Raw genomic sequence first — 25,410 nt, forward strand, 5'->3', positions numbered from 1 at the left:
CGGACTACGGGGACGACAGTTCTCAGCGGTTCCACGAGCGGCGGGCCTCCGCGACCCGGGCCAGCACGTCGCGCATGACGCTGCTGCCGGGCGGGATGCTCGACGGCTCGTACGTCCACGCGTGCCCGACCCAGGGGTCGGCGAGGTGGTCGTCCGGGGTGGGGGTGAGTCGCATCAGCGAACGCCACAGCGGATCGAGCAACGGCCCGTAGGCGGCGGCCTCCTGCCGGTCGGCGACCATCATCAGGTGAACCCCGACGGCGGGGCCCTCGTCCGCGAGATAGCGGAGCTGGGTGACGGCACGGTCGTCGAAGCCGTGCGGGAAGTCGTTGACGATCAGCAGCTGTTCGGCGGTGTCGAAGCCCTGGGGCAACGCGTCGACCACGCCGCCGCGCACCGCCATCTGCACGAGGTCGACGCGCTGGGTGAGCCGCCCCAGCACCTCCGAGACACCCGCGGCTCCGGCGGCGGGCGGCCCGGCGAGCACACCGGCCTGCGTCAGGGGCGCCAGCGCGGACGAGCCCGCCCCGGCCGCGTCGACGACGTGCACGGCGAACTCGCCCGGCGGGTAGACGGCGAGCAGGCGTGCGGCGAGAGCGACCGCCGTGTCCAGTGCGAGGCGGCGCAGCCCGTCGGAGTCGGCGAGCGGGTCGCGGGAGCCGGAGCGGCCGCTGTCGATCCAGAGGCCGCGCTCCAGCGGCAGCCGGACCAGCATCGGTATGCGCACGTCCTCGCTCTCCGGTAGATGGAGGTCGCCCAGGCGCAGGGCCATCGGGATCTCCATCGGCACCCGGTAGCCGTGCCAGACGGGGTTGTCCCAGCTCGCGAACGCCGGGGGCAGGGCGGGCTCGACGACGTCCGCCTCGGCCCCGAGCTGGGCCAGGTCCCGGTCGAGGGCGGCCCTGGCCTGGTCCACGAGCTGGGCGTGCTTGGCGCGGGCCGCCTCGCGCGCGGCGTCGCCCTGGCCGCTGATGCGGCTGCGCGGGTCGGACAGGACCTTGTCCAGCTCCTGTTCCATCCGCGACTCGGCGAAATCGACGGCGCTGCGGTACGCGGCCGTGGTGCGGGCGAGGTCCTCGAACATGCCCCACACCTGGTTGTAGAGCCGCTCCTCCATGGACCAGCCGGTCGCGTCCCCGGCGACGGGCCGCGCGGGCTGTCCCGGCTCGGCCGGGGGCGCGGCCGACGCGGGCGGTGGCGGCGCGGTGGTCTGGCGGCCGGGGTGACTGTAGTTGACCGGACCGCCGGCGGTGGCCGGGCCGGGTTGTCCGGTGGCCGGGTCGGCCGGGGTGGCGCCGCCGTGCTGCGCGGCGGCGGCGTGGTCGGGCCGCGTGGCGTCGTGCGGGGAGCCGTACGGAGGTGTCGTGCCGTATGGGGAGGTGGGCTGGTGGCCCTGGGAGGGTGCGGGGGTGCCGGTCACGCCCTGGGGTGTCGCGCCTTGAGGTGTCGCGCCGCCGTGGGTCTCGTCGGGGCCCGTCGCGGGGGCGGTCGTCCGGCGTGGGCGGTCCGCCTCCGGCAGCCGGGGCGGAGGGGCGGCCACCGAGCGGGCGAGGCCCTGGGCCACTGCCTCGTTGATGCTGCCGGCCAACTGCTGGGCCTGCGGCAGGCCCTGGTCGGCGAGCAGCGCCGCGAGGCCGCCCGCGTACCCCTGGCCGACCGCGCGGACCTTCCAGGCCCCCTGCCTGCGGTACAGCTCCAGGGCGACGACGGCCGACTCCGGTTCGAGGTCGGTGATGGTGTAGCTGGCGACCTCGGTGCCGTCGAGGCCGGTGACCGCGACGAAGGGGGCGGCCACGGCACCGAAGCGCGCCGGGCCGCCGGTCCCCGTGGGGAGGGCGAGCAGCACGGTCACCCGGTGCACGGACGGCGCCAGGGCGTCGAGGTCCACGGCGAGGCGATGGTCGGCCGCCGCCTGCCTCGGCACCTCGATGCCCGGGAGGGTGGGCGCGCCCGGGTGGGCGACCCACTCGACACCGCGCACCCGGCCCTGCTCGTCGCCGAGGGTGGCCCCGGCCACGATCGGCGTGCCGGCCGAGACGCGGATCTCCAGTCGGACCTCGGGCAGCGGATGGTTCTGCCCCCGGACCAGCTCGGCCGTCATCGCTTCGTCCCCCTGTGTCGCGTGCTGTGTCTACTCGGTGCGTGCCTACAGGACCGGCAGGATCGCCGGCATCAGGTCCTGGAAGGTGCGGCCGTTGGCGGGCGAGCCGATGGCGGTCATCTGCCAGCCCGCGCCCGCGCGGTGCACCTTGGCCATGATCTGGGCGGTGTACTGGCCGCCGCCCGCGAGGGTGTAGCGCGCCAGCTCCTGGCCGTTGGTCTCGTCGACGAGCCGGCAGAACGCGTTCTGCACTTCCTGGAACGTCTGGCCCGTGAAGGAGTTCACCGTGAAGATGATCTGGTCGATGTGGACCGGCACCCGGGCCAGGTCGACGAGGATCGCCTCGTCGTCGCCGCCCTGGCCGACGCCACCGACCAGGTTGTCGCCGGTGTGACGGACCGAGCCGTCGTCGCTCACCAGGTGGCGGAAGAAGACGACGTCGACGGGCTGCTTGTCCGCGAACAGGACGGCGGAGGCGTCGAGGTCGATCTCACGGGTGCGGGATCCGAACAGGCCGCGCCTGGGGGCAGCCTGCCAGCCGAGACCCATGCGCACCGCGGTCAGGCTGCCTCCGTCGTTCTTCTGCAGACTGATGGCCTGACCCTTGGTCATGTTGACGGTCACGCGCTGATTCCCCTCTCGAACTGTCCCCTGTTCCCGCGGAGTCCGCGGATGTGCAGCACCTTACGCAGCGGCACTGACATTGCCGCAGCCCGTGTCGCACTTTGTGTCGGTCTTGCAACACAGCGCGTCGACGCCGGGGCGTGTCCCCTCCCCGGCGTCCGTGGGGGCGGTCAGGCCAGGCCCGCCTCCTTCATCTGCCGCAGTTCCTTCTTCATCTCGGAGACCTCGTCACGCAGCCGGGCGGCGATCTCGAACTGCAGCTCGGCGGCGGCCGCGCGCATGCGCTCCGTCATGTCCTCGATCTGCTGGGCGAGATCGGCCGCGGGACGGTCGGTCGGGACGGTCTCGCCGGCCTTGGCCCTGCCCTTGGCGGACTTGGCCGCCTTGCCGCCGAGGGTGGGCACGGGGGCCTTGGCACCCTTGCCGTCCTTGCCCTGGCGATAGCCCGAGCCGAGCAGCTGCTCGGTGTCGACGTCCTCGCGGGCGATCTGCGCCACGATGTCGTTGATCTTCTTGCGGAGCGGCTGGGGGTCGATGCCCTTGGCCTTGTTGTAGGCGACCTGCTTCTCCCGGCGCCGGTTGGTCTCGTCGATGGCCTTCGCCATCGCCGGGGTGATCTTGTCGGCGTACATATGGACCTGGCCCGACACGTTGCGCGCCGCGCGGCCGATGGTCTGGATCAGCGAGGTGCCGGAGCGCAGGAAGCCCTCCTTGTCCGCGTCGAGGATCGCCACCAGGGAGACCTCGGGGAGGTCGAGGCCCTCCCGGAGGAGGTTGATGCCGACCAGGACGTCGTACTCACCGGCGCGCAGCTCGCGCAGCAGTTCGACGCGGCGCAGGGTGTCCACGTCGCTGTGGAGGTAGCGGACCTGGATGCCGAGTTCCAGGAAGTAGTCGGTGAGGTCCTCGGCCATCTTCTTGGTGAGGGTGGTGACGAGGACGCGCTCGTCCTTCTCGGTGCGGCTGCGGATCTCGTGCACCAGGTCGTCGATCTGGCCCTCGGTGGGCTTGACGACGACCTCGGGGTCGACCAGACCGGTGGGGCGGATGATCTGCTCGACGTGACCGTCGGAGCGGGACAGCTCGTACTGGCCGGGCGTCGCCGAGAGATACACCGTCTGGCCGACGCGCTCCTGGAACTCCTCCCACTTCAGGGGGCGGTTGTCCAGGGCGGAGGGCAGCCGGAAGCCGTGGTCGACGAGGGTGCGCTTGCGGGAGGCGTCGCCCTCGTACATCGCGCCGATCTGGGGCACGGTCACATGGGACTCGTCGATGACGAGGAGGAAGTCGTCCGGGAAGTAGTCCAGCAGGGTGTTCGGCGGGGAGCCGGGCTCGCGGCCGTCGAAGTGCATCGAGTAGTTCTCCACGCCGGAGCAGGAGCCGATCTGGCGGAGCATCTCCAGGTCGTAGGTCGTGCGCATGCGCAGCCGCTGGGCCTCCAGGAGCTTGCCCTGCTTCTCCAGCTCGGCGAGACGCTCCCCCAGTTCCTTCTCGATGTCGTTGGCGGCGCGCTCCAGGCGCTCGGGGCCGGCGACGTAGTGGGAGGCGGGGAAGACGTACAGCTGCTGGTCGTCGCTGATGATCTCGCCGGTGAGGGGGTGGAGGGTGGAGAGGGCCTCGATCTCGTCACCGAACATCTCGATGCGGACGGCGAGCTCCTCGTAGACCGGGAAGATCTCGATGGTGTCGCCGCGGACGCGGAAGGTGCCGCGGGTGAACGCCAGGTCGTTGCGGGTGTACTGGATGTCCACGAAGCGGCGCAGCAGCGCGTCCCGGTCGAACTCCTCGCCGACCTTGAGGGGGACCATGCGGTCCACGTACTCCTGTGGCGTACCGAGGCCGTAGATGCAGGAGACGGAGGCGACCACGACGACGTCACGGCGGGTGAGCAGCGAGTTGGTCGCGGAGTGCCGCAGGCGCTCCACCTCCTCGTTGATCGAGGAGTCCTTCTCGATGTAGGTGTCCGACTGCGGGACGTAGGCCTCGGGCTGGTAGTAGTCGTAGTACGAGACGAAGTATTCGACCGCGTTGTTCGGCAGCAGCTCACGGAACTCGTTGGCCAGCTGGGCGGCCAGTGTCTTGTTCGGCGCCATCACCAGGGTCGGGCGCTGGAGCTTCTCGATCATCCACGCGGTGGTGGCGGACTTGCCGGTACCGGTCGCGCCGAGCAGGACGACGTCCTTCTCACCTGCGCCGATACGCCGGGCGAGATCGGCGATGGCGGTGGGTTGGTCACCGCTCGGCTGGTAGGGGCTGACGACCTCGAAGGGCGCCACCGTGCGTTCGATCTTGGAAACGGGCCGCATGCAATCCACCGTACGACCCCGCACTGACAACGGGCTCCGATCAGCGATTCTGCGGGGTGCGGGCACGCCGCTCGCGGTGCTCCTGGTCGGTTCGGGACTCGGGGTGCCGGCAGACGTGGGCGGTCGCCTGGGCCGGGATGCCGGGTCGGCGCTCGACGGGGTTCGCGTGGAACCTGCCCATGATCATGAACGGGTCGAACATCACGACGACTCCCGCGAGGAGCAGGAACACCAGCGGGCCGATCATCAGCGGGGCCAGCAGGGCGGCGGACGACGAACCGACGGCCGGGTCGGGGCCCGCGGCGCTGTGCAGATGGACGCTGAGGGCGGCCATGCCCGTGTAGTGCATGCCGCTGACGGCGATCCCCATGACGAGGCTGGCGCCGACGCTCCACAGGAAGCCGCGCACCTGTCCGGCGGCCCACAGGGCGGCGATCGCGGCCACCACGGCGATGACGACCGAAGCGGCCACGGTGACAGTGTTGTACTGGAACGAGCCGTTGAGCCGCATGCCGGCCATGCCCAGGTAGTGCATGGAGGCGATGCCCAGGCCGGTGATGGTGCCGCCGGTGAACAGCGCGGCCCCGGTGGCGCCCTTGGAGCCGACCATGAAGATCCCGATGCCGACCATCACGATCGCCACGGCGAGGCTCGCGAACGTGGTCAGCGGGTCGTAGTGGATCGGGGTCTGCAGGACCTTGAACCCCATCATCGCGACGAAGTGCATGGTCCAGATGCCGGAGCCGATGGCCGCCGAGCCCAGCGCGAGCCAACCGATCCGCCAGCGGCCGTCCACGAGCATCGATCTGGTGGTGCAGCGCAGGCCGAGCGCGCCCCCGAGGCAGGCCATGAGGTAGGCCACCACCGGTGTGACGAGTCCGTAGCTGAAGCCGTCGACCGTGCCCTGCATTCGCGGCTGCCTTTCCCGCCCTGTCGCGTCACTGGAGTTTCTGCAATGCCCCCGGCCCCGGCACCGCCACGACGGTCAGGGTTGTCGCAGAGAGTATGACCCCCACCGGAATGGTCGAACGATTTTCCGGCAAAGAAACACGGCCTTGCCCCACTTGTGCGGTGCGCGTGAGCGGACTTGGGCAACTCCATTCAGTTCGTGGCCATCCTGCGCCCCTCTGCCGTTGACCCTCTGCTGTCACTCTTGAGCTGACCGTGATCGATCGACGCGAGGAGTACGCATGCACGTGCGCGCCGTTGCCGCCGCGACCACAGCGTTCTTGGGGGCCACCGTCCTCCTGCTCCCCACTTCCGCCGCGCACGCGGCCGCCGACGCCGGGAACCCACTGGTCGTCGCGCATCGCGGAGCTTCCGCCTACGCGCCCGAGAACACCCTGGCCGCCGTCGACAAGGCCCACGAGATGGGCTTCGACTGGGTCGAGAACGACGTCCAGCGCACCAGTGACGGCAGGCTCGTCGTCCTGCACGACGCGACGCTGGCACGGACGACCAATGTCGAGGAGCTCTATCCCGAGCGCGCGCCCTGGAACGTGGCGGACTTCACCGCCGCGGAGATCGGACGCCTGGACGCGGGCAGCTGGTTCGGCGCCGACTACGCGGGCGCGCGCGTGCCCACGCTGGAGCAGTACATGCGGCGGGTGTCACGCAACCACCAGAAGCTCGTCCTGGAGATCAAGAACCCGCAGCTCTACCCGGGGATCGAGCAACAGACCCTGAAGGTGCTCGGCAACGAGGGCTGGCTCGGCCCGGCCCACCTGGAGAAGCTGGTGATCCAGAGCTTCAGCGCCGACACCGTACGCCGGGTCCACGAACTGAGCCCGGCGGTGAAGACCGGTCTGCTCGGCACACCGGACATCGCCGACCTGCCCGAGTACGCGACCTTCAGCGATCAGATCAACTCCTCGTACACGACCATCTCCGAGTCCTACGTCGCCACCATCCACGCGCTCGGAGGCCCGCACGGCAAGCCGCTGGAGATCCTCACCTGGACCGTGAACGACGCCGCCAACGCCCGCCGGGTGGCCGACTACGGCGTGGACGGCATCATCACCAACAAGCCGGACGTGATCAGGGACGCCACACAGGGCTGACACCTGTCCGCACCCGGGGTGGTGTGCGTTCCGCGTGAACGCACACCACGGTCGTTGTCAGTGGGGGCCTCTACGGTGGTCCCATGAACAGCCATGCGCAGGGCGAGCAGCAGGTGGTGTGGGCCGTCGTCGGCTCGGACATCGGACCGCTGCTGCTGGCCGCGACGGACGAGGGCCTGGTCAACGTCGTGTTCCACGCCACGGAGCCGGTGCGCGACCGGACTCTCGACCGGCTCGCCTCCCGCCTCGGCACCACCCCGGTGGAAGCGCCCGACGCACCACGGCTGGCCGAGGCGATACGCCAGTTCGAGGCGTACTTCGCGGGCGAGCGACACGACTTCTCGCTGCCGCTCGACTGGTCGCTGATCTCCGGGTTCAACCGCGAGGTGCTGCGCGAACTGGCCTCGGGCGTCCCCTACGGCTCGGTCGTGGGCTACGGCGATCTCGCGCGGCGCGTGGGACAGCCCGGCGCGGCGCAGGCGGTCGGCGTCGCGATGGGGTCGAACCCGCTGCCCGTGGTGGTGCCGTGCCACCGGGTCGTGGAGAGCGACGGCGGCATCGGCGGGTTCGGCGGCGGGCTGGAGACCAAGCGGAAACTGCTGGCGCTGGAAGGGGTGCTCCCGGAGCCGTTGTTCTGAGGAGGAGCGCCTCCCTGGACGACCCGGGTGGCCGGGAACCGCTCACGACGGCCGCCGGAGCGCGCTACTCGTAGTGCCGCGCCTCGAAGACGTTGCCGTCCGGGTCCCGGAAGTAGAAGCTTCGCCGGGCCTCTCCGCGTGCGCCGAAGGAGTCGTGGGAGACCTCCGAGACGGGGACCGCCTGCTCCTCCAGCCGACCGCGCAGTTCGTCGAAGGCGGGGCCGGGCATGGCGAGGCAGACGTGGTTGACGGGGTGCCCGGCGCTCGCGGCGGCGCCCGGCACCATCCGCATCTTCGGAGCCAGGTCCAGCGGCATGAGATCGAGGATGGTCTCGTCGTTGACACGGACGGACGGGAAGGGCGCCTGTCCCGCCGCGTACTCGGTGACCCTCACGGGTTCGAGGCCCACGGCCTGCTCGTAGAAGCCGGCCGCGGCGATCGGCTCCCGCACCCAGAGGACGACATGGTCGAGACGGGTCGTGTTCTCCTTCATGCACCTCAGGCTGGTGTCCTGCACCACAGCGCGCAAGGGTTTGGCCGGGCGCGCCGTCCGCCAGGGATGAGGGAAGAACGTCAGACAGGAGGCAAGCGCGTGCTGGTGGTGTCCGAAGAGGTGCGGGAAGCGGTTGACGCGCGTCGACCCGTGGTGGCCCTGGAGTCGACGATCATCGCGCACGGGCTGCCCCGCCCCCGCAATCTACAGGTGGCGCTGGAGCTGGAGGAGGTCGTACGGCAGGAGGGCGCGGTACCCGCGACGATCGCCGTGCTGGACGGGCGGCCCCATATCGGCCTCGACAAGCAGCAGTTGGAGCGCGTCGCGAACGAGGACGGCATCCGCAAGCTCGGGCACCGCGATCTGCCGCCGGCGGTGGCCGCGGGCGTGAGCGGGGCGACCACCGTGTCGGCGACCGCCCAGCTGGCCGCCCTCGCGGGCGTACGGGTGTTCGCGACGGGTGGGCTCGGGGGCGTGCACCGGGAGTGGACGGTGGCCCAGGACGAGTCCGCCGACCTGGGACTCCTCGCACGTACCCGGATCACGGTGGTGTGCGCCGGCGTGAAGTCGATCCTGGACGTACCGGCGACCCTGCAGCGGCTGGAGACGCTGGGTGTCGCGGTCGCCGGGTACGGCACGGACCGCTTCCCCGGCTTCTATCTGTCCGACTCGGGCCACCCGGTGGAGTGGACACTCGGCTCGCCGGGCGAGGTCGCGGACGTCATGCGGGCGCAGGACGCGCTCGGCGGCCCCGAGTCGGCGCTGATCGTCGCCAACCCCGTGCCGGAGGAGGAGCAGCTCGATCCCGAGCTGCACGCGCGCGTGCTCGCGGAGGCGCTGGCGGCGTGCGAGGCGGAGGGTGTGACAGGCCAGGCGGTGACACCGTTCCTGCTGAGCTACCTCGTACGGCACACCGACGGTGCCTCCCTGAGCGCCAACCTGGCGGCGGTACGCGGCAACGTACGGCTCGCGTCACGCATCGCGGCGGCCTGGGCCAGGGCGTGAGGTGAACCGGCCCGGTGATGATGCGGGCGGGTCCGGTGGCGCGGTGAGTGGGGCCGGTGGTGGTGGGGGCGGGGCGCTGCTCGTCGTGGGGGACGTCGTCACGGATGTCGTCGCCCGGTACCGCGGACCGCTCGCGGTGGGCACCGACACGGCCTCCGCGATCCGGACGCTGCCGGGCGGGGCGGGCGCGAACGTGGCCTGCTGGGCCGCTCACCACGGCGCGGACGTTCGGCTGCTCGGACGTGTGGGCACGGACAGTGCCGCGTGGCACGAGCGCGAGCTGCGGGCCTCGGGCGTGCGCCCCCGGCTGGTGGTCGACTCGGAGGCGCCCACGGGGACGGTGATCTGCCTGGTGGACGCGGGCGCCGCGGCCGAGCGCACGTTCCTCACCGACAGCGGTGCCGCGCTGCGCCTCGACCCGGACGACTGGTCGCCGGCCCTGCTCGACGGAGTCGCGCGCCTCCATCTGTCGGGCTATCTGTTCTTCGCCGAGCCGAGTCGCTCACTGGTCGCCGTGGCCCTGGAGTCGGCACGCGCGCGTGGAGTGCCGGTGAGCGTGGATCCCGCGTCGGCGGGCTTCCTCGCGCGGCTCGGCGTGGACCGCTTCCTCACGCTCGTCGAAGGGATCGACGTGCTGCTGCCCAGCCGCGACGAGGCCCACCTGCTGACGGGGCTGCCCGATCCGGCCGACGCGGCGGCCAAGTTGAGCCGTTTCGTGCCTCTGGTGGTGGCCAAGCAGGGAGCGCAGGGCGCACTCGTCGCGCGTGGGGGCGGTGTGGTGGCACGGATCCCGGCGGCGCCCGCCACACCCCGCGACACCACCGGCGCTGGCGACGCCTTCACGGGGGCGTTCCTGGCGGCGCTGCTCGCGGGCGCGGATGCCGAGGGCGCGGCGGCTGAGGGGTGCGGGGCGGGAGCCCGGGCGGTGGAGAAGGTGGGCGGAAGACCGCCGGGGGCCGACCAGCCCCCGTGACCGGGCGACGTCCGCGCGACCGGGCGACCGGATCCGCCGCACCTGCCGAGGGGGGCGCCCCGGCCCACCAGTGGACCGGCCTCCACAGCTATGCCTTGCGGCCCCAGGCCGAGATCAGGGGTGGGGCGGCGATGTCCATCGCGCCGGCGGACACGTCTGTCAGGTGCCGGTCGATCTCCTCCACCGTGGCGAGGTTCGCCGTGACGAGCGCTTCGCGGAGCCGGCCGACGGTCGTCGCCTCCAGGGCGGCGCACGCGGGTGAGGCGACGGGGAAGTACGCGTCGGCCTCCACACCGCGCAGGCCTGCGGCCCGCAGCAGGCGCGGGAGTTTGCGGCCGTGCTCCGGGTCGAGTCCGCGTTCGGTGAGCAGCTCGCGCACGGCCTTGCGGAGGCGGTTGGCCGACTGGTGCTCGGGGCCGGATTCCTCGAGGCAGGCCAAGGGCTGGAGGGCGAGGTCGATGTCCTCGATCAGGAGTCGTCCGCCGGGACGCAGCGCCTTGATCATCGACGACAACGCCTGCTCGTGGTCCGCCACGTGAGCCAGGGCGAGCCGGGCGTGCACGAGGTCGAAGCCGTCCCCCGGGGGCTGGTCGACGTCCACCTGATGGACGAGGGCTTCGACCGGCGGGCGGGTGACCGAGGGCACGGCCCAGGAGATGTCGGTGTCCGTCGCGATGACCTTGCCCGTCGGCCCGACCCTCTTCGCCAGCCAGGAGACCACCGAGGCGCCGCCCGCGCCGACCTCCCAGCAGCGCCAGCCGGACCCCAGGCCGAAGGCCTCCATGTGCCGGAACGTCGTGGGGTCGAAGAGGGTGGCGAAGGCGTCGGGGCCCTGCCCCGTCTCGGCCCGCCGATGGTCGAGGACATACCCGTCGGTTCGCATCATGCCCTGATCATCCCATTTGACCGACTTGCCCTTGGTGGCGACGCTCCCGCAGCGCCGAGGCCGCCCCACGACGACGGACCCGGAAGGCCGGAAGGGCGGCCGGGAAACCACCGGATGAGCGCCGGATCGGAACGGCCGTGTCGGATCGGACGTCTACAAGTGAAGCGGAACATTCCGTTCCCACAGCCTTACCCGGCACTCGTTCGGCCCTGGCAAACTGGCGCCACAAGGCACGGAGTGCGGTGCGAGGAGATCCACGCAAGGAGAAGCCAGATGTCCATGGCAGGGAATCTGCGGAAGGTCACCGGCCTAGACAGGGTCGTCGGCCTGCGCACGATGGCACGGCTGGCCCGACGGCGTCCCCGCGTCGACCTCAGCCATCCGGCCCGCTCCCCGCTGGGCACCTCGGTGGTGAACTGCGTGACCTACCACAAGGGCGTCCGCTCCCCCGCGGTCCGCGATGTCGTCGAGGCCGTCAAGCAGGTCCGCAAGCACGACCACGGCTTCGTCTGGCTGGGGCTGCACGAGCCGACGCAGCGGGAGTTCGCCGGTATCGCCGAACTCTTCGACCTGCACCCGCTCGCGGTGGAGGACGCGGTCGAGGCCCACCAGCGCCCGAAGCTGGAGCGCTACGACGACACGCTGTTCGCGGTCTTCAAGACGGTCTGCTACGTCGAACACACCGAACTGACCGCGACGAGCGAGGTGGTGCACACCGGCGAGATCATGGTCTTCGTCGGCCCGGACTTCGTGATCACGGTCCGCCACGGACGGCACGGCTCGCTCGGTCCGCTGCGGGAGGAACTGGAGGCGAATCCCGAGCAGTTGGCCAAGGGGCCGGCCGCGGTGCTGCACGCGATCGCGGACCATGTGGTCGACGACTACCTGAGCGTCACGGACTCGGTCCAGACGGACATCGACCAGGTCGAGACCGACGTGTTCGCCGCGAACGGCGCACGGGTCGACCCGGGCCGCATCTACCAGCTCAAGCGCGAACTGCTCGAACTGAAGCGGGCGGTGGCCCCGCTCGCCCGCCCGCTCCTGGAGCTCACCTCACGGCCGATCCGGGTGGTCGACCCGGAGATACAGGCCTACTTCCGCGACGTCTCCGACCACCTGCTGCGGGCCACCGAGCAGATCGCCGCGTTCGACGAACTGCTCAACTCGATTTTGCAGGCGCACCTCGCGCAGGTCAGCGTCGCGCAGAACGAGGACATGCGGAAGATCACGGCGTGGGCCGCGCTGATCGCCGTGCCGACCATGGTGTGCGGGGTGTACGGCATGAACTTCGAGTACATGCCGGAGCTGCACTGGAAGTTGGGCTATCCGCTCGTCCTCGGAGTCATAGCCACCGCCTGCGTCACTCTCTACCGGGGCTTCAAGCGCAACGGGTGGCTGTGACGGGTCAGTGTGTCGCGCTCTTCGCGTAGACGCTCTCGACCCAGGAGGCGATCTGGTCGTCCGACAGATGATGGGCCAGGTCGGCCTCGCTGATCATGCCGACGAGACGCTTGTTCTCGATCACGGGGAGCCGACGGATCTGGTGCCCCTTCATCTCCTGGAGCACCTCGCTGACGTCGGCGTCCGCGTCAATCCAACGGGGTGTGCCCTTGGCCATTTCGCCGGCCGTGATCGTCGACGGGTCGTGGCCCAGGGCGACACAGCCGACGACGATGTCGCGGTCGGTGAGGATGCCGCAGAGCCGTTCGTTCTCGTCGCTGATGGGCAGTGCCCCGACGTTGAGCTGGCGCATCAGCTGGGCGGCGCGGTCGAGGGTCTCGTGGGCGGGAATCCACTGGGCGCCGCGGTGCATGATGTCTCCGGCGGTGGTCATGTGGTACCTCCCGTGGCCGGACGGCCGGCGCGGCGCAGGACGCACCGCTAGTCCCGGCGTCCTACATTCTTGCCGCGTCCGGACCGGGCCGCACTCGGAGCGACAGCGGCGCCCCCACCGCGCGGGCGGGGCTCGATCGGCGCGGGCGGGGCTCAACCGCCGCGGCGGACGGATTCTTCGCCCGTCGCGCCCCGCGCCCGCGTCAGCCGTGCCAGGCCGGGTGGCGTGGGTCGTCGGCACGCACCAGGACATCGGCCGTGGCAGCCGGGTCGGTCTCGGTCTCGTAGCGCGCGAAGGCGGGGAGGGTCCAGTGCTCGCCTTCCGGGGTGCGCCGGCGCAGGGCGCCCGGGGAGAGGAGGACATGGACGGTCAGGTCGAAGGGGAACCAGTGCTTCAGGAGGAGGGGGCCGTGCGTCAGCAGGATCGCGCCGGGCGGGAGGGGAACGTAGGGGCTGCGGGTCGCGCGGTCGGTGGTGGGGTCCCAGAGGTCGGGCAGGACCCGCCCCGTGCCGCCGGGGTCGAGCGGGCCGAAGACCTCGCGCCACAGGGCGGCGGTGTCGAACCAGCCGTCGTAGTACGCCTCCACGTCCTCGTGGCCGTACTCGAACCGCAGCGACGCCGGCCGGAGGAAGCCCTCGGTTCCCACGACGAGCGAGGACCGGCCGCGTATGCGCAGCGCCTCGGAGACCAGGGCGGCGAGGTCGCCGGGTCGCGCTGCCGGGGCGCCGTCGAAGGCGATCCGCGGCCAGGGCGAGCCGTCGTCCGGCTTCAGGTCGAGGAGGCGGTCGGCGAGCAGGTCGGCGAGCCGCTCCCAGGTGATCGCTTCGAATCGCACACCGCCCATGATGCCGCTCGCCGCGCGCCGTGCCCGACCCGGCCGACGGTCAGGTCGCCAGCCCGGCCGACGGTCAGGTCGACAGTCGGGTCGGCAGCCCGGCCGGTATCGCGGCCGGGGGCGGTCCGGTCGGTACCGTGGTCGGCGGTCCGGGCCGAGGGCCGCGTGACCATGCGGCCACCAGGGAATGAACCGCGTATGGCAGCGCTCGCTACTCCCCCGCCCCGTACCGGACTTGTCGTCGTGCAGGCTCTCAGGAAGAAGCACTGCGCCGAGTGCCGGAGCGGTCCGGTGGCGCTGCTGGTCCTGGAGGAGGGGGCGCCGCGTTGCCTGGACTGCGCGGATCTCGGGCACCTGGTGTTCCTGCCCCGGGGCGACACCGCGCTCACCCGGAGGGCGCGGGAGGAGAGTGCGCTGTCGGCCGTGGTCGTACGGTTCAACCGCCGCCGCAGCCGGTACGAGCGGCAGGGCGTGCTGGTCGAGGAGGCGGGGCTCGCCCGGGCCGAGGAGCGGTGTCTGGCCGACGCGGAGGTGCGACGCCGACGCCGGGTGCGGGACGCGCGCCGCCGAGCGGCGGAGGACGTGCGCTTCACGGACGCGTTCGCCGCGGAGATCCGACGGCTGTTCCCCGGCTGTCCGCCCGAGCGGGCCCGGGAGATCGCCGCCCACGCCTCCGTGCGCGGCAGCGGCCGCGTCGGTCGTAGCGCGGCGGGGCGTGCGCTGACGGAGTTCGCGGTGACCTCGGCGGTCATCGCGTCCGTACGCCACGTGGACACGCCGTACGACCAGCTCCTGATGACCGGCGTGCCCCGCTATGAGGCACGCAGGCGGATCGCGGTCACCGTGGAGGCGACGCTGCGGGGGTGGCGGCCGGCGGGGTGAGGGCAGGGAGGGTGCCGTGCGGGCCGGCCGTTCGCGTATGCGGGTGAGCGGCTCGGCCATGGGGGCGGGGGCCGTGCGGAGGTTCACTGGTGGGGAGGTCGGACGGTGGGCAGGTTCTTCGAGGGATCGAGGTGGGAGCGGACATGATCGATGGGCCGTACTTCGTGCTGACGGTGCTGGGGCTGCTCGGGACGGCGATCGTGGCGGGCGTGTTCTGCGGGTTCTCGACATTCGTGATGAAGGGGCTGGCGTCGCTGCCGCCCGCCCAGGGCGTGGCGGCCATGCAGGCGATCAATGTGAGTGCGCTGACGCCGGCGTTCATGCTCGTGTTCGTGGGTACGGCGGTGCTGTGTGCCGTGCTGGCCGTGGTGACGTTCGTGCTGTGGCCGGACGAGGGCAGGGTCGAACTGCTGCTGGGCAGCGCGCTGTATCTGTTCGGCTGCTTCGGGGTCACGATGGTGGCGAACGTGCCGCGCAACGACACGCTCGCGAAGTTGGACGCGGGTACGCCCGAGGCGGCGGAGTACTGGCGCGACTACGTGAGCCGGTGGACCACGTGGAACCACATACGGGCGGTCGCCGCGGCCGCTGCGGCCCTGTCGTACCTGCTGGCGCTCGCCTGAGGCGGGGGCGGCGGGCCCGTCGTATCGTGGCCGGTACGCGTACCTCTCCGTGAGGGAGACGGCCATGGCCGATCCCAAGGGTTTTCTGACCACACCTCGCGAGGACTGGCCCCGTCGCCCTGTGGAGGAGCGGGTCCGGGACTGGGACGAGGTGTATGTTCCCGGTGCTCTGCTGCCGATCATCAGCAAGCAGGCCGACCGCTGTATGGACTGCGGGATCCCGTTCTGTCACGACGCCTGTCCGCTGGGGAATCTGATCCCCGAGTGGAACGATCTCGTGTCGCGCGCGGACTGGCGGGCGGCGAGCGACCGGCTGCACGCCACGAACAACTTCCCCGAGTTCACGGGGCGGTTGTGCCCGGCCCCCTGTGAGGCGGGGTGTGTGCTGGCGATCAACCAGCCCGCGGTGACCATCAAGAACGTGGAGGTGGCCATCGCGGACCGGGCCTGGGAGGACGGTTTCACCCCGCCGCGTCCGCCCGACCGGCTGTCCGGGAAGACGGTCGCCGTGGTCGGCTCCGGACCCACCGGGCTGGCGGCGGCGCAGCAGTTGACGCGGGCCGGGCACACGGTCGCGGTGTACGAACGGGCCGACCGGATCGGGGGGTTGCTGCGGTACGGGATCCCGGCGTTCAAGATGGAGCGACGCCATCTGGACCGGCGGTTGGAGCAGATGCGGGCGGAGGGCACGAAGTTCCGGACGTCGACCGCGGTGGGGGTGGACGTCGGGGCGGCCGAGCTGCGGACCCGGTACGACGCGGTGGTGATCGCGACGGGGGCCACGACGTGGCGTGAACTGGACGTGCCCGGGCGGGAGTTGGCCGGCGTCCATCAGGCGATGGAGTATCTGCCGCTGGCCGACCGGGTGTGCGAGGGGGATCTGGAGGTGTCGCCGTTGTCGGCGGCCGGGAAGCATGTCGTGATCGTCGGGGGAGGTGACACGGGGGCGGACTGTCTGGGGACGGCGGTACGGGAAAGGGCCGCGTCGGTGACCCAGTTGGACATCTATCCGCTGCCGGAGGCGGAACGTGACGAGGATGTCGATCCGTGGCCGACGTATCCGAAGGTGTACCGGCTCTCGGCGGCGCACGAGGAGGCGCGAGACCTTCGGTCCGCGCCTGCGGCGGACGCGGACGCGCGGCTCTTCGCGGCGTCCACGCTCCGCCTCACCGGGGACGGGTCCGGGCGGGTGCGGGAGTTGCACCTGGTCGAGGTGGACGAGCGGCGCCGGGCCAGGCCGGGCACCGAGCGGACGCTGCCCGCCGATCTGGTCCTGCTCGCGCTCGGGTTCTCCGGTCCGGATCGGCACGACGGTCTCGTGGACCAACTCGGGCTGGCCCTCGATCCGCGCGGGACGATCACTCGGGGGCCGGACTTCGCGACGAACGTGCCCGGTGTGTACGCCGCCGGGGACGCCGCCCGTGGGCAGTCGCTGATCGTGTGGGCGATCGCCGAGGGGCGGGCCGTGGCCGCCGCGGTCGACCGGGCGCTGACCGGGGCGGACCGCCTGCCGGCCCCGATCGGACCCTACGACCGCCCGATGACGGCCCTGCCACCGGTCACCGGTGGTGGGGGCTAGCGTTGTCCGTGCCGGCCTGTTTGGCGGTGGCGAGGGCGATGCGGTTCCACGTGTTGATGGTGAGGATCAGGGCCAGGACGTGGGCCAGTTCGGTGTCGTCGAAGTGGGTGGCGGCCTCGGCGTAGACCGCGTCGGGGACACCTCCGTCGGCGACGAGGGTGACCGCTTCGGTGAGGGCGAGCGCGGCCTGTTCGCGGGCGGTGAAGAAGTGCCGGGCCTCGCGCCAGACCGGGATCATGTGCAGCCGGTCCTCGCTCTCCCCGGCCTTGCGGGCGTCGTTGGTGTGCATGTGGAGGCAGTAGGCGCAGTGGTTGAGGTGGGAGGCACGGATCTGGATCAGTTCGACCAGGGCGGGGTCGATGCCCTCGCGGGCCACCGCGTCGAAGCCGATGAGGGCGCGGAAGGCGTTCCGCGCCGACTTCGCGAAGTCGAGACGCGGGACGGGGCCCGCCCCCGCGTACGCCGCTGCCGCCTCAGGCCCTGTCGCCTCGGTCGCCGTCGCCTCGGTCGCCGTCGTCTCGGTCGCCGTCGTGTTCGTCGCTGTCGTGTTCGTCGTCATGACCATGAATCTATGGGGTGGAAAGACCTGCCGTAGGGTGCATTTCCATGGTGGATTCGTGGGTCAATTCGGCGGAGTCGATCGGGGTCGATCTGCATCTCGAACTGGCCGGTGGGGGTGGGCGGCGGGCGGCGCTGATCCGGGCGCTGCGGGAGGCGGTGCGTGGTGGTCGGCTGGCGCCCGGGACCCGGCTGCCGCCGTACCGCTCGCTCGCCGCGGACCTGGGCGTCGCGCGCAACACGGTCGCCGACGCGTACGCGGAGCTGGTCGCGGAGGGCTGGCTGACCGCCCGGCAGGGGTCGGGGACACGGGTCGCGGACCGCGTCGAACCCCTGGGCTCCACCACGCGTGTGCCCCGGAAGGGGCCGCCACGCGCGCGTGGGCCGCGGCACGATCTGCGGCAGGGCACGCCGGACGCGTCGGCGTTCCCGCGGGCGGCCTGGGCGGCGTCGTACCGCAGGGCGTTGACGCGGGCCCCCAACGAGGCTTTCGGGCCGGGTGATCCGGCGGGCCGGGTCGAGCTGCGGGAGGCGCTCGCCGAGTACCTGGCACGCGCCCGAGGCGTGCGGACCGAGCCCTCGCGGATCGTGGTCTGCTCCGGTTTCGCGCACGCGTTGCGACTGCTGTTCCACGGCCGGGTGCTGCGGGGGCCGCTGGCCGTGGAGTCGTACGGGCTGGGTTTCCACCGAGAGCTGCTGGCGGCGGCGTCCGTACGGACCGTCCCGCTGCCGCTCGACGGGGACGGTGCCCGGGTGGACGGGCTGGACCGGGAGAGGGCGGTGCTGCTCACGCCCGCGCACCAGTTCCCCACCGGCGGGCCGCTGCATCCCGAGCGGCGGGCCGCGGTGGTGGACTGGGCCCGTGCGCGGGGCGGGCTGGTCCTGGAGGACGACTACGACGGGGAGTTCCGCTACGACCGCAGACCCGTCGGGGCCGTGCAGGGTCTGGATCCCGACCGGGTCGTCCTCCTCGGCTCGGTCAGCAAGAGCCTGTCGCCCGCGCTGCGGCTGGGGTGGATGGTTTTGCCGGAGCGGCTCGTGGACGCCGTACGGGAGGCCAAGGGCGAGCGGGAGGCGTGGGCCAGCGTGCCGGACCAGCTCGCGCTGGCGGACTTCGTGGTGTCCGGGGCGTACGACCGTCATGTGCGGCGGATGCGGCAGCGGTACCGGGCGCGTCGGGACCGGCTGGTCGCGGCCCTGGCCGCGCACGCACCGCACATCGAGGTCACCGGGATCGCCGCCGGCCTGCACGCCGTGCTGCGGTTGCCGCCCGGTACCGAACGGTCGGCGGTGAAGGCGGCGGCCTGGCGGGGAGTCGCGCTGGACGGCCTGGCGGAGTTCCGTCATCCGGAGGCGACGGAGGACGCCCCGGACGGGCTGGTCGTCGGGTACGCGACACCGCCGGAGCACGCGTACGGGGCGGCGCTGGAGGCGTTGTGCGGGGCGCTCCCGCCCGAGTGAGGGGCCGGGGGTTCCCGGTCGACAGGAAAAGCGGGGCGGTGGGAACATTGAGGTCAGGAGGTACGTCACCGCTGTCGCCGCGGGCATCCCACAATTCGGTGGTGGCCTGCCCCCATCCTTCGTTCCGTCGTCAGGCGTAGGGCCCTCCCTCGCGTCCCCCCTGTTGACGGCCGGTCCTGGAGGGTGCTCGATGACGACGCTCGACGAACGTCACGGAGACCACGGAGAAGGCGCGCACGGCGGGGCTCCGCTCCGGGGCGGTGGCACCCCCACGTCCCACGTCGTCCCCCTGGACCAGCCGACGGCCTCGTTGCCTCCGCTCACCGGTTCCAAGGCGGCCCACCTCGCCCGAGCGGCCCGCGCCGGGTTGCCGGTGCTGCCCGGCTTCGTGATCCCGTACGACCCTGGGGCGGCGGATGACCGGCGGCGGGACGCTGACGATCTGCGGGACCCGGACGCGATGGCGGACCCCGACGGCCCAGGGGACGTGGCGCGTGCCTGGGCCGAGCTGTCCCGGCGCGGTACGCGGTCCCTCGTCGTACGGTCCTCCTCGCCGCAGGAGGACACGGAGGAGTCCTCTCTGGCGGGGCGGTTCGATTCCGTGCTCGATGTGCGGGGGTGGGAGGAGTTCCGGGCGGCGGTGCGCACGGTGCTCGGCTCGGCGCGGCGGCCCGACGGTGACAGCGCGCCCATGGCCGTACTGGTGCAGCCGATGCTCAGGGCCCGGGTCGGGGGTGTGCTGTTCGGCGCGGATCCCGTGGCCGGGCGGACCGATCGGATGCTCGTCAGCGCGGTGCGGGGCGGGCCGCACACGTTGGTGAGCGGGGAGCAGCCGGGGACGACCCACTGGTTGAGCAGGTGGGGGCGGCTGCTGCGGACGGAATCGTCCGGCGTGGAACCCGGGGCGGAAAGCGGGGCGGAATCCGGCGCGGAATACTCCGGCGTGGAACCGTCCGGCGCCTCACGGGCGGTCGGCGGTGGGGCCTTGCTCACGGCCGGCGAGTTGCGTCGTCTGGCGCGGCTCGCGCGGCGGGCCGCCCGGGTGTTCGGCGGCCCCCAGGACATCGAGTTCGGTTTCGACGAGGACGGGCGGCTGTGGCTGCTCCAGAGCCGCCCGATCACGGCGATGGGGCCCCGTCCGACGCGCGGTGCCCGGCTGCTCGGGCCCGGTCCTGTGGCGGAGACCCTGCCGGGGCAGTTGGAGCCGCTGGAGGAGGATCTGTGGGTGGCGCCGATGGACCGGGGGCTCGCGTTCGCGCTGGACCTCGGCGGGAGCGCGTCGCGTCGGCGGCTGCGGTCCGCGCCGGTCGTCACGGCGGTCGGTGGCCGGGCCGCGGCGGACCTGCGGCTGCTGGGTGCCGTCCCGCCACGCCACCCCGGGCTGGCGTGGCTCAACCCGGCGCCGGGCGCCCGGCGTCTCGGTGCCGCCTGGCGGGTGGGGCGGCTGACCTCGACCTTGCCGGACCTGGCGACGGACCTGGTCGCGGACGTCGACCGGCGGCTGGTCGAGACACCGCGGACGGGAGACCTGCCGACCGTCGAGCTGATCTCGACCCTGCGCTGGACGCGCTCGGTCCTGGTGTCGCTCCACGCGCAGGAGGCTCTGGCGGGTGCCCTCCTCCCGGAGCCCCACGTCACGGCCGCGGGCACCGCTCTGGCCACGCTCACCGAGTCGAGGTACCGGGACCGGGAGCTGTCGGACCCCCAGGTGGTGGCCGCCGAGCCCGTGGTCCTCGCCCTGACGGCGCCGAGCCTGTGGGGCGACCTGCGGCTGCCCCCACCCGAACCCGTCCACCACAACGGCGCCTCCGCGACCGCCGCCACATCCACCTCCATCCCCAAAACCTCGGCCCCCACCCCCGCCACCCCCACCCGGGCCGTCACCGCCCCCGGCGACGGCCCGGCCCCCTTCACCTCCTCCCGGCGCGCGGGCTCCGTCTCTCCGGGTGCCCTTCCGCCGCGTGAGGCCCTGCGGCTTCGGATCCGCTGGGTGCAGGAGCTGCAGGTCAGGCTGGTGCGGGAGGCGGCGCGCAGGTTGCTCGTCCGGGGTGTGCTGGGTGAGGCGCGGCGGGTGGGGCTGCTGCGGTGGAAGGAGTTCGTGACCGCGCTGGAGACCGGCGGGCTGCCGGGGGACTTCCAGGATCGGGCGCCCCGGGCGGTCTCCGCGCCGCTCCCGGACCGGTTCCGGCTCGCGGAGGGCGGCGTGGTCGTCGCCGAACCCACCACCGGGCGTTCCGGCGCCGGGGGCGGAGACGCAGACGGAGACGGGGACAGGAACGGAGGCCGAGGCGTGTCCGGCGGTCGGGGCATCGGCACGGTGTGGGACGGCGAGGGTGCCGGGCCGCCGGACGCCGTGCTGGTGGTCAGGACGCTCGATCCGGCGCTGGCCCCGCTGTTGCCCCGCGTCACGGGGCTGGTGGCGCAAACGGGCAGCCCGTTGTCCCATCTCGCGGTGCTGGCCCGGGAGTTCGGCGTGCCGGCGGTGGTGGGTGTGGAGGACGCGGTGCGCCGCTTCCCGCCGGGCACCCGGGTGACGGTCGACGGCGGCTCCGGCGAGGTGAGGACGGAGGGTTCGTGAGGTGAGGACGGAGGGTTCGTGATGAGGCGGCTCGCCTACCTCTTCGGCGGCGCGGCGGCGGTCGGCGCGGGCGTCTACTTCGTGGTCTACCTCTACCGGTGGCAGTGGCAGCGGGCCATCCTCAGCGGGGTGCTGCTCCTGATCGTCGGGGTGCTGTTGCTGGGGCTCGTGCTGCTGGGGCGGCTGGCGCGGATCGAGGAGCGGATCCGGGAGAGCGACCGGCGGCAGCAGGACGCGCTGGCCCGGCTCCGGCAGGCGCACGCACGTGAGCGCGGCGACCGTTTCCGCTGGCTGGAGGATCCGGCGAGTCGGACGTATGTCTTCGTGCCCGTGCTGTTGATCACCGGTGTGGTGCTGTCGGGGATCGCGTGGCTGGTCCAGCGGATCGCGTCGGTCACGGCCCGGCCGACGGCGGAGCGGCACCTCGCCGGGCGGCTGGCGGTGCTCACCGCGCCCGATCCGGCGCCGGACGCCGATCTGGAGGACAGGGCTCCGCTCGGCGGCGGCCGGGGACGGACGGCGCGGCTGATCACGGTGGGCGTCGGCGTCGCGCTGCTGGTCTCGCTGGTGGTCGGTCTCGCCGACCTCACCCAGACCAGGAAGGAGGAGCGGAACGGGGCCGAGGCGACGTCCGTGCTGGTCCGCGTGGACATGCGGGGTGTGCCCACGAGCGCCGAGCGGCAGTCCATGGCCGCGTCGCAGGCCTGGGAGCGCTGCCGCAACTCCACGTCGGTGCCGCTGCGGCGGACCACGCTCGGCGAACTGGGCGACGGACTGTTCGCGGGGGTCGTCCGCCCGTCGCTGACCGATCATGACCGTCTGCGGCTGCGCGGTTGCCTGGAGGACGCCGACGTGGACCGCGCCCACCTCACGGTGGTGGGCATCGGCGACGCGGACAAGCCGTGACCTGCGAGGACACCGATCGAACAAGATCACCACAACTGCCTCAAATGACGTGAGGTGGCACACAAACAGACAGAACGCTTACGTCGGGCGGGCTACGATGCCGGACAGACCCCCGTCCCCAACCCCCGGGTCATCCATGTCTGTCGCTGTCACTCCCCCGCCCGTACGCCAGGATCCGCTCTCCACCCCCTCCGCCCGCCCCCGCTCGCTGCGCGGCAAGGTGGTGCGCGTGCTGATCGGTGTGCTGCTCGGCTACCTCGCCCTGTGGGCCACGGGCTCCCTCGGCATCCTGGCCATGTCGTACGTGGCGCGTGAGACCACCTCGGTGCCCGAGGGGACGCGCTCGGTGAAGGGCATCCACAACTTCCAGCCTGTCGGCACGGACGGCGAGCTGTGGCGCGGGGCCGCCCCCTCCCCCGCCGGTTACCGGACGCTGGCCGACCTCGGCTTCACCACGGTCGTCGATCTGCGTGCCGAGAAGCTGAGCGCCGCCCAGCTCGCCCTGCCGCGCGAGGCGGGCCTCGACGTCGTACGGGTGCCGATGCGTGACGGGCAGACCCCGACACCCGAGCAGGTACGGCGCCTGCTCGACACCGTCTCCGAGAGCTCCGGGCCGGTGTTCGTGCACTGCGGCGCCGGTGTCGGCCGTACGGGGACGATGGCCGCCGCCTACCTCGTGAGGACCGGGCAGGAGGACTCGCCCGGCGCGGTCTGGCGCAACCTGTCGGTCGGGCCGCCGTCGATCGAGCAGATCTACTACGGGCTGATGCTGGAGCGCGAGCGGGAGACCGCGCAGCCGCCGCTGCCGGTGGTCGCGGTGAGCCGCCTCGTGGACGCGCCGCGCCGGATCTGGTCGTACGTGTAGGCGCACACAGCTACGTGTGACTCGCACGGCTACGTGTAGCGCACAGCACGGTGTGACGACTGCGCGGCGCGGGCCAGGAGGCCCGCGCCGCGCAGTCGTACACCCGTTCCCGGCGCGGCCCTACGGCTTGCGCGCCACCGCTCCGTACCCCGGGATGACCCCGTCGTCCTGGCCGGGGACGGGGTCGCCGAGTTCGGGGTGCCAGTGGTGGGGCACCTCGACGCCGGGGTCGACCAGTTCGAGGCCGTCGAAGAAGCGGGTGAACTCCTCACGGGAGCGCAGGGCCAGGGTGACGCCCGCGGCCTTGAGCTTCTCCGTGGCCGCCTTCGACTCCTCGGGGGTGAAGTCGGCGGTGGCGTGGGTGACGACCAGGTAGCTGCCGGAGGGCAGCTCGGACATCAGCCGCTGGACCAGCGCGTGTGCGCCGTCCTCGTCGGAGACGAAGTGCAGCAGCGCGATCAGCGAGAGCGCCACGGGCCGGTCGAAGTCCAGGATCTTCCTGGCGCCCTCGACGACGGCGTGCGGGTCGCGCACGTCGGCCTGCAGATACTCCGTGCGCCCCTCCGGCGTACCGCGCAGCAGGGCCGCCGCGTGGGCCAGCACGATGGGGTCGTTGTCGCAGTAGACGACGCTCGTGTCGGGGGCGACCCGCTGGGCGATCTGGTGCAGGTTCGGCTCGGTCGGGATGCCGGTGCCGACGTCGAGGAACTGGCGGACACCGCGCTCCGCCAGCCAGCGGGTGGAGCGGTGCATGAAGGCCCGGTTGACCTGTGCCATCACCGGCACCCGGGGGTCGAGGGCCAGCATCTGCCGGCCCATGGCCTCGTCGACGGGGTAGTTGTCCTTGCCGCCGAGGTACCAGTCGTACATCCGCGCGGGATGGGGTCTGCTCGTGTCGATCTCGACGGGGGGACGCCCGTTCATGACGTACTCCATGAGGTTCCGCAGCAGTAAGTGATCAATTCAGGGCCAACATAGGGGGATCGGCTGAGCAACAGGGAGAGCGCAACAGGCCTCAGGAGAGCAGGAAGTCGGCCACCCCCGCCTTGGCGCCCTGGATGAAGGCGTTCATCTCGTCGGGCGTGTAGATCAGCGCCGGCCCGTCGGGGTCGGTGGACTGCCGTACGGCGATCCGGCCGTCGGCGAGCTTCATGGCCTCCAGGCAGTTCCCTCCGTTGCCTCCGCTCCAGGGCTTGTGCCAGCCCTCGCTGCCCAGCTCTCTGGCGGGCATGCCGTTGTAGACGCGTATGTGCGACTGCGTGCGTGTGCGCGCCTGCGACTGCGGCTTGATGAGTTCCATTCGGTGTCTTCAGAGCTCCTCGCGGAGACCCCGGAGGATCTCCTTCGTGCGTTGTGCCGTGGCGGCCTGCGCCGCCATGCGGTCCATGACCTCGAGGTGGGTCGCCACCTCGGAGCGGTCGTCCAGGTAGACGGCGCCGGTCAGGTACTCGCTGTAGACCATGTCCGGAAGCTCCGGCATGGCGAAACGGAACAGGACGAACGGCCCGTACGTACCGGGGTGCGGTCCTGTGTCGAACGTGGCGACCTGCAGCGTCACATGGGACAGCTCCATCGCCTCCAGCAGTCGGTCGATCTGTGCGCGCATGACCGCCGGTCCGCCGACGGGGCGGCGCAGGGCGGTCTCGTCCATCACGAACCACAGCCGGGGCGCGCCCTCACGGGTGAGCAGATCCTGGCGTTGCATGCGCAGGTCGACATGGCGCTCGATGTCCGCGGGTTTGGTCTGGCCGATGGCTCCCGAGGTCATGACGGAACGGGCGTAGTCCTCCGTCTGCAACAGGCCGGGGACGAAGTGCGGGTCGTACCCGCGGATCAGGGAGGCCGCGCCCTCCAGGCTGACGTACATGGAGAACCAGCCCGGCAGAATGTCGTGGTAGCGCTGCCACCAGCCGGGCTTGTTGGCCTCCTCGGCGAGCCGGACGAAGGTCTCGGCCTCCTCGTCCCCCACCCCGTACGCCTTCAGCAGGAGCTGGAGGTAGGGAATCTTGAGGGCGACCTCGGCGGTCTCCATACGGCGGACCGTGGCCGCGGTGACGTGCAGGACGCGTGCGGCGTCCTCGCGTCTGATGCCCGCGCGCTCGCGCAGGTCCAGCAGACGCCGACCGAGCACGACCTGCCCGACCGTCGGCGCGGACCGCGGCTCGCTCATCTCGCCTCTCTTCCCTCTGACTCTGCGCTGACC

24 protein-coding genes are annotated in these 25,410 nt (G+C 72.1%); 12 read left to right on the top strand and 12 right to left on the bottom strand.

Annotated features, from left to right (window positions below):
• Nucleotides 1–22 precede the first annotated feature (22 nt).
• The 4 genes from L3078_RS11530 to L3078_RS11545 all read right to left on the bottom strand — a co-directional run bounded on the left by L3078_RS11530 (nucleotide 23) and on the right by L3078_RS11545 (nucleotide 5,941).
• Nucleotides 23–2,101 (bottom strand): TerD family protein, encoded by a 2,079-nt coding sequence (locus L3078_RS11530; protein WP_239753346.1) that lies wholly within the window; start codon nucleotides 2,099–2,101, stop codon nucleotides 23–25.
• A gap of 45 nt (nucleotides 2,102–2,146) precedes the next feature.
• Nucleotides 2,147–2,725 carry a TerD family protein gene (locus L3078_RS11535; protein WP_239753347.1) on the bottom strand — a complete coding sequence of 193 codons (579 nt, stop codon included), beginning with the start codon at nucleotides 2,723–2,725 and terminating at the stop codon, nucleotides 2,147–2,149.
• 170 nt (nucleotides 2,726–2,895) lie between these two features.
• On the bottom strand, nucleotides 2,896–5,031 hold the full coding sequence (gene uvrB / locus L3078_RS11540) for an excinuclease ABC subunit UvrB (RefSeq protein ID WP_239753348.1): 2,136 nt from the start codon (nucleotides 5,029–5,031) through the stop codon (nucleotides 2,896–2,898).
• 40 nt (nucleotides 5,032–5,071) lie between these two features.
• Nucleotides 5,072–5,941: an MHYT domain-containing protein gene (locus L3078_RS11545; RefSeq protein WP_239753349.1), complete on the bottom strand. Its 870-nt coding sequence runs from the start codon at nucleotides 5,939–5,941 to the stop codon at nucleotides 5,072–5,074.
• Nucleotides 5,942–6,221: 280 nt separating this feature from the next.
• On the opposite strand from L3078_RS11545, the gene L3078_RS11550 reads away from it, so the two are divergent.
• On the top strand, nucleotides 6,222–7,091 hold the full coding sequence (locus L3078_RS11550) for a glycerophosphodiester phosphodiesterase (RefSeq protein WP_239753350.1): 870 nt from the start codon (nucleotides 6,222–6,224) through the stop codon (nucleotides 7,089–7,091).
• 83 nt (nucleotides 7,092–7,174) lie between these two features.
• Complete coding sequence (locus L3078_RS11555) at nucleotides 7,175–7,729, top strand: methylated-DNA--[protein]-cysteine S-methyltransferase (protein ID WP_239753351.1); 555 nt, start codon at nucleotides 7,175–7,177, stop codon at nucleotides 7,727–7,729.
• Nucleotides 7,730–7,793: 64 nt separating this feature from the next.
• Here the strand turns inward: L3078_RS11555 and L3078_RS11560 are convergent, their stop codons facing one another.
• Complete coding sequence (locus L3078_RS11560) at nucleotides 7,794–8,222, bottom strand: VOC family protein (RefSeq protein WP_239753352.1); 429 nt, start codon at nucleotides 8,220–8,222, stop codon at nucleotides 7,794–7,796.
• Nucleotides 8,223–8,288: 66 nt separating this feature from the next.
• On the opposite strand from L3078_RS11560, the gene L3078_RS11565 reads away from it, so the two are divergent.
• Together L3078_RS11565 and L3078_RS11570 are read left to right on the top strand one after the other, a co-directional pair.
• Nucleotides 8,289–9,227, top strand: coding sequence for a pseudouridine-5'-phosphate glycosidase (locus L3078_RS11565; RefSeq protein WP_239753353.1), 939 nt, complete (start codon nucleotides 8,289–8,291; stop codon nucleotides 9,225–9,227).
• Nucleotides 9,228–9,270: 43 nt separating this feature from the next.
• Complete coding sequence (locus L3078_RS11570) at nucleotides 9,271–10,200, top strand: carbohydrate kinase family protein (protein ID WP_239753354.1); 930 nt, start codon at nucleotides 9,271–9,273, stop codon at nucleotides 10,198–10,200.
• An 88-nt stretch (nucleotides 10,201–10,288) separates the two neighbouring features.
• Here the strand turns inward: L3078_RS11570 and L3078_RS11575 are convergent, their stop codons facing one another.
• On the bottom strand, nucleotides 10,289–11,086 hold the full coding sequence (locus L3078_RS11575; protein ID WP_239753355.1) for a methyltransferase domain-containing protein: 798 nt from the start codon (nucleotides 11,084–11,086) through the stop codon (nucleotides 10,289–10,291).
• A 273-nt stretch (nucleotides 11,087–11,359) separates the two neighbouring features.
• Between L3078_RS11575 and corA the strand changes: the two genes are divergently transcribed.
• Entirely contained in the window at nucleotides 11,360–12,487 is a 1,128-nt protein-coding gene (gene corA, locus L3078_RS11580; RefSeq protein WP_239753356.1) for a magnesium/cobalt transporter CorA, read from the top strand.
• 4 nt (nucleotides 12,488–12,491) lie between these two features.
• Here the strand turns inward: corA and L3078_RS11585 are convergent, their stop codons facing one another.
• Both L3078_RS11585 and L3078_RS11590 read right to left on the bottom strand, forming a co-directional pair.
• A complete protein-coding gene (locus L3078_RS11585) occupies nucleotides 12,492–12,920 on the bottom strand; it encodes a CBS domain-containing protein (RefSeq protein ID WP_239753357.1) in 429 nt (142 codons plus the stop codon).
• Nucleotides 12,921–13,122: 202 nt separating this feature from the next.
• Nucleotides 13,123–13,764, bottom strand: coding sequence for a nucleoside/nucleotide kinase family protein (locus tag L3078_RS11590; RefSeq protein ID WP_239753358.1), 642 nt, complete (start codon nucleotides 13,762–13,764; stop codon nucleotides 13,123–13,125).
• 189 nt (nucleotides 13,765–13,953) lie between these two features.
• Between L3078_RS11590 and L3078_RS11595 the strand changes: the two genes are divergently transcribed.
• The 3 genes from L3078_RS11595 to L3078_RS11605 all read left to right on the top strand — a co-directional run bounded on the left by L3078_RS11595 (nucleotide 13,954) and on the right by L3078_RS11605 (nucleotide 16,839).
• Nucleotides 13,954–14,637, top strand: coding sequence for a DUF2293 domain-containing protein (locus L3078_RS11595; RefSeq protein ID WP_239753359.1), 684 nt, complete (start codon nucleotides 13,954–13,956; stop codon nucleotides 14,635–14,637).
• 143 nt (nucleotides 14,638–14,780) lie between these two features.
• A complete protein-coding gene (locus tag L3078_RS11600) occupies nucleotides 14,781–15,260 on the top strand; it encodes an anthrone oxygenase family protein (protein WP_239753360.1) in 480 nt (159 codons plus the stop codon).
• 64 nt (nucleotides 15,261–15,324) lie between these two features.
• Nucleotides 15,325–16,839 carry a glutamate synthase subunit beta gene (locus tag L3078_RS11605; protein ID WP_239753361.1) on the top strand — a complete coding sequence of 505 codons (1,515 nt, stop codon included), beginning with the start codon at nucleotides 15,325–15,327 and terminating at the stop codon, nucleotides 16,837–16,839.
• Here the strand turns inward: L3078_RS11605 and L3078_RS11610 are convergent.
• Nucleotides 16,820–17,404: a carboxymuconolactone decarboxylase family protein gene (locus L3078_RS11610; RefSeq protein WP_239753362.1), complete on the bottom strand. Its 585-nt coding sequence runs from the start codon at nucleotides 17,402–17,404 to the stop codon at nucleotides 16,820–16,822. The two genes, L3078_RS11605 and L3078_RS11610, sit on opposite strands and share 20 nt — an antisense overlap.
• A 41-nt stretch (nucleotides 17,405–17,445) precedes the next feature.
• Here L3078_RS11610 and pdxR point away from each other — a divergent pair, with 41 nt between their 5' ends.
• The 4 genes from pdxR to L3078_RS11635 all read left to right on the top strand — a co-directional run bounded on the left by pdxR (nucleotide 17,446) and on the right by L3078_RS11635 (nucleotide 23,207).
• Nucleotides 17,446–18,858 carry a MocR-like pyridoxine biosynthesis transcription factor PdxR gene (gene pdxR, locus L3078_RS11615; RefSeq protein WP_239753363.1) on the top strand — a complete coding sequence of 471 codons (1,413 nt, stop codon included), beginning with the start codon at nucleotides 17,446–17,448 and terminating at the stop codon, nucleotides 18,856–18,858.
• Nucleotides 18,859–19,048: 190 nt separating this feature from the next.
• On the top strand, nucleotides 19,049–21,436 hold the full coding sequence (locus tag L3078_RS44550) for a PEP/pyruvate-binding domain-containing protein (protein ID WP_275593135.1): 2,388 nt from the start codon (nucleotides 19,049–19,051) through the stop codon (nucleotides 21,434–21,436).
• A 21-nt stretch (nucleotides 21,437–21,457) separates the two neighbouring features.
• Nucleotides 21,458–22,342 (top strand): hypothetical protein, encoded by an 885-nt coding sequence (locus tag L3078_RS11630; protein WP_239753364.1) that lies wholly within the window; start codon nucleotides 21,458–21,460, stop codon nucleotides 22,340–22,342.
• A gap of 136 nt (nucleotides 22,343–22,478) precedes the next feature.
• Nucleotides 22,479–23,207, top strand: coding sequence for a phosphatase domain-containing putative toxin (locus L3078_RS11635; protein ID WP_239753365.1), 729 nt, complete (start codon nucleotides 22,479–22,481; stop codon nucleotides 23,205–23,207).
• A 120-nt stretch (nucleotides 23,208–23,327) separates the two neighbouring features.
• On the opposite strand, the gene L3078_RS11640 is transcribed toward L3078_RS11635, so the two are convergent.
• From L3078_RS11640 to L3078_RS11650, 3 genes are all read right to left on the bottom strand, one after another.
• Entirely contained in the window at nucleotides 23,328–24,143 is an 816-nt protein-coding gene (locus tag L3078_RS11640; protein ID WP_239753366.1) for an SAM-dependent methyltransferase, read from the bottom strand.
• 79 nt (nucleotides 24,144–24,222) lie between these two features.
• Nucleotides 24,223–24,507, bottom strand: a complete 285-nt coding sequence (locus L3078_RS11645; protein WP_239753367.1) for a DUF397 domain-containing protein — start codon at nucleotides 24,505–24,507, stop codon at nucleotides 24,223–24,225.
• Between the two features lie 9 nt (nucleotides 24,508–24,516).
• Nucleotides 24,517–25,377, bottom strand: a complete 861-nt coding sequence (locus L3078_RS11650; RefSeq protein WP_239753368.1) for a helix-turn-helix domain-containing protein — start codon at nucleotides 25,375–25,377, stop codon at nucleotides 24,517–24,519.
• Nucleotides 25,378–25,410 lie beyond the last annotated feature (33 nt).

Source organism: Streptomyces deccanensis (assembly GCF_022385335.1).
Classification (GTDB): domain Bacteria; phylum Actinomycetota; class Actinomycetes; order Streptomycetales; family Streptomycetaceae; genus Streptomyces; species Streptomyces deccanensis.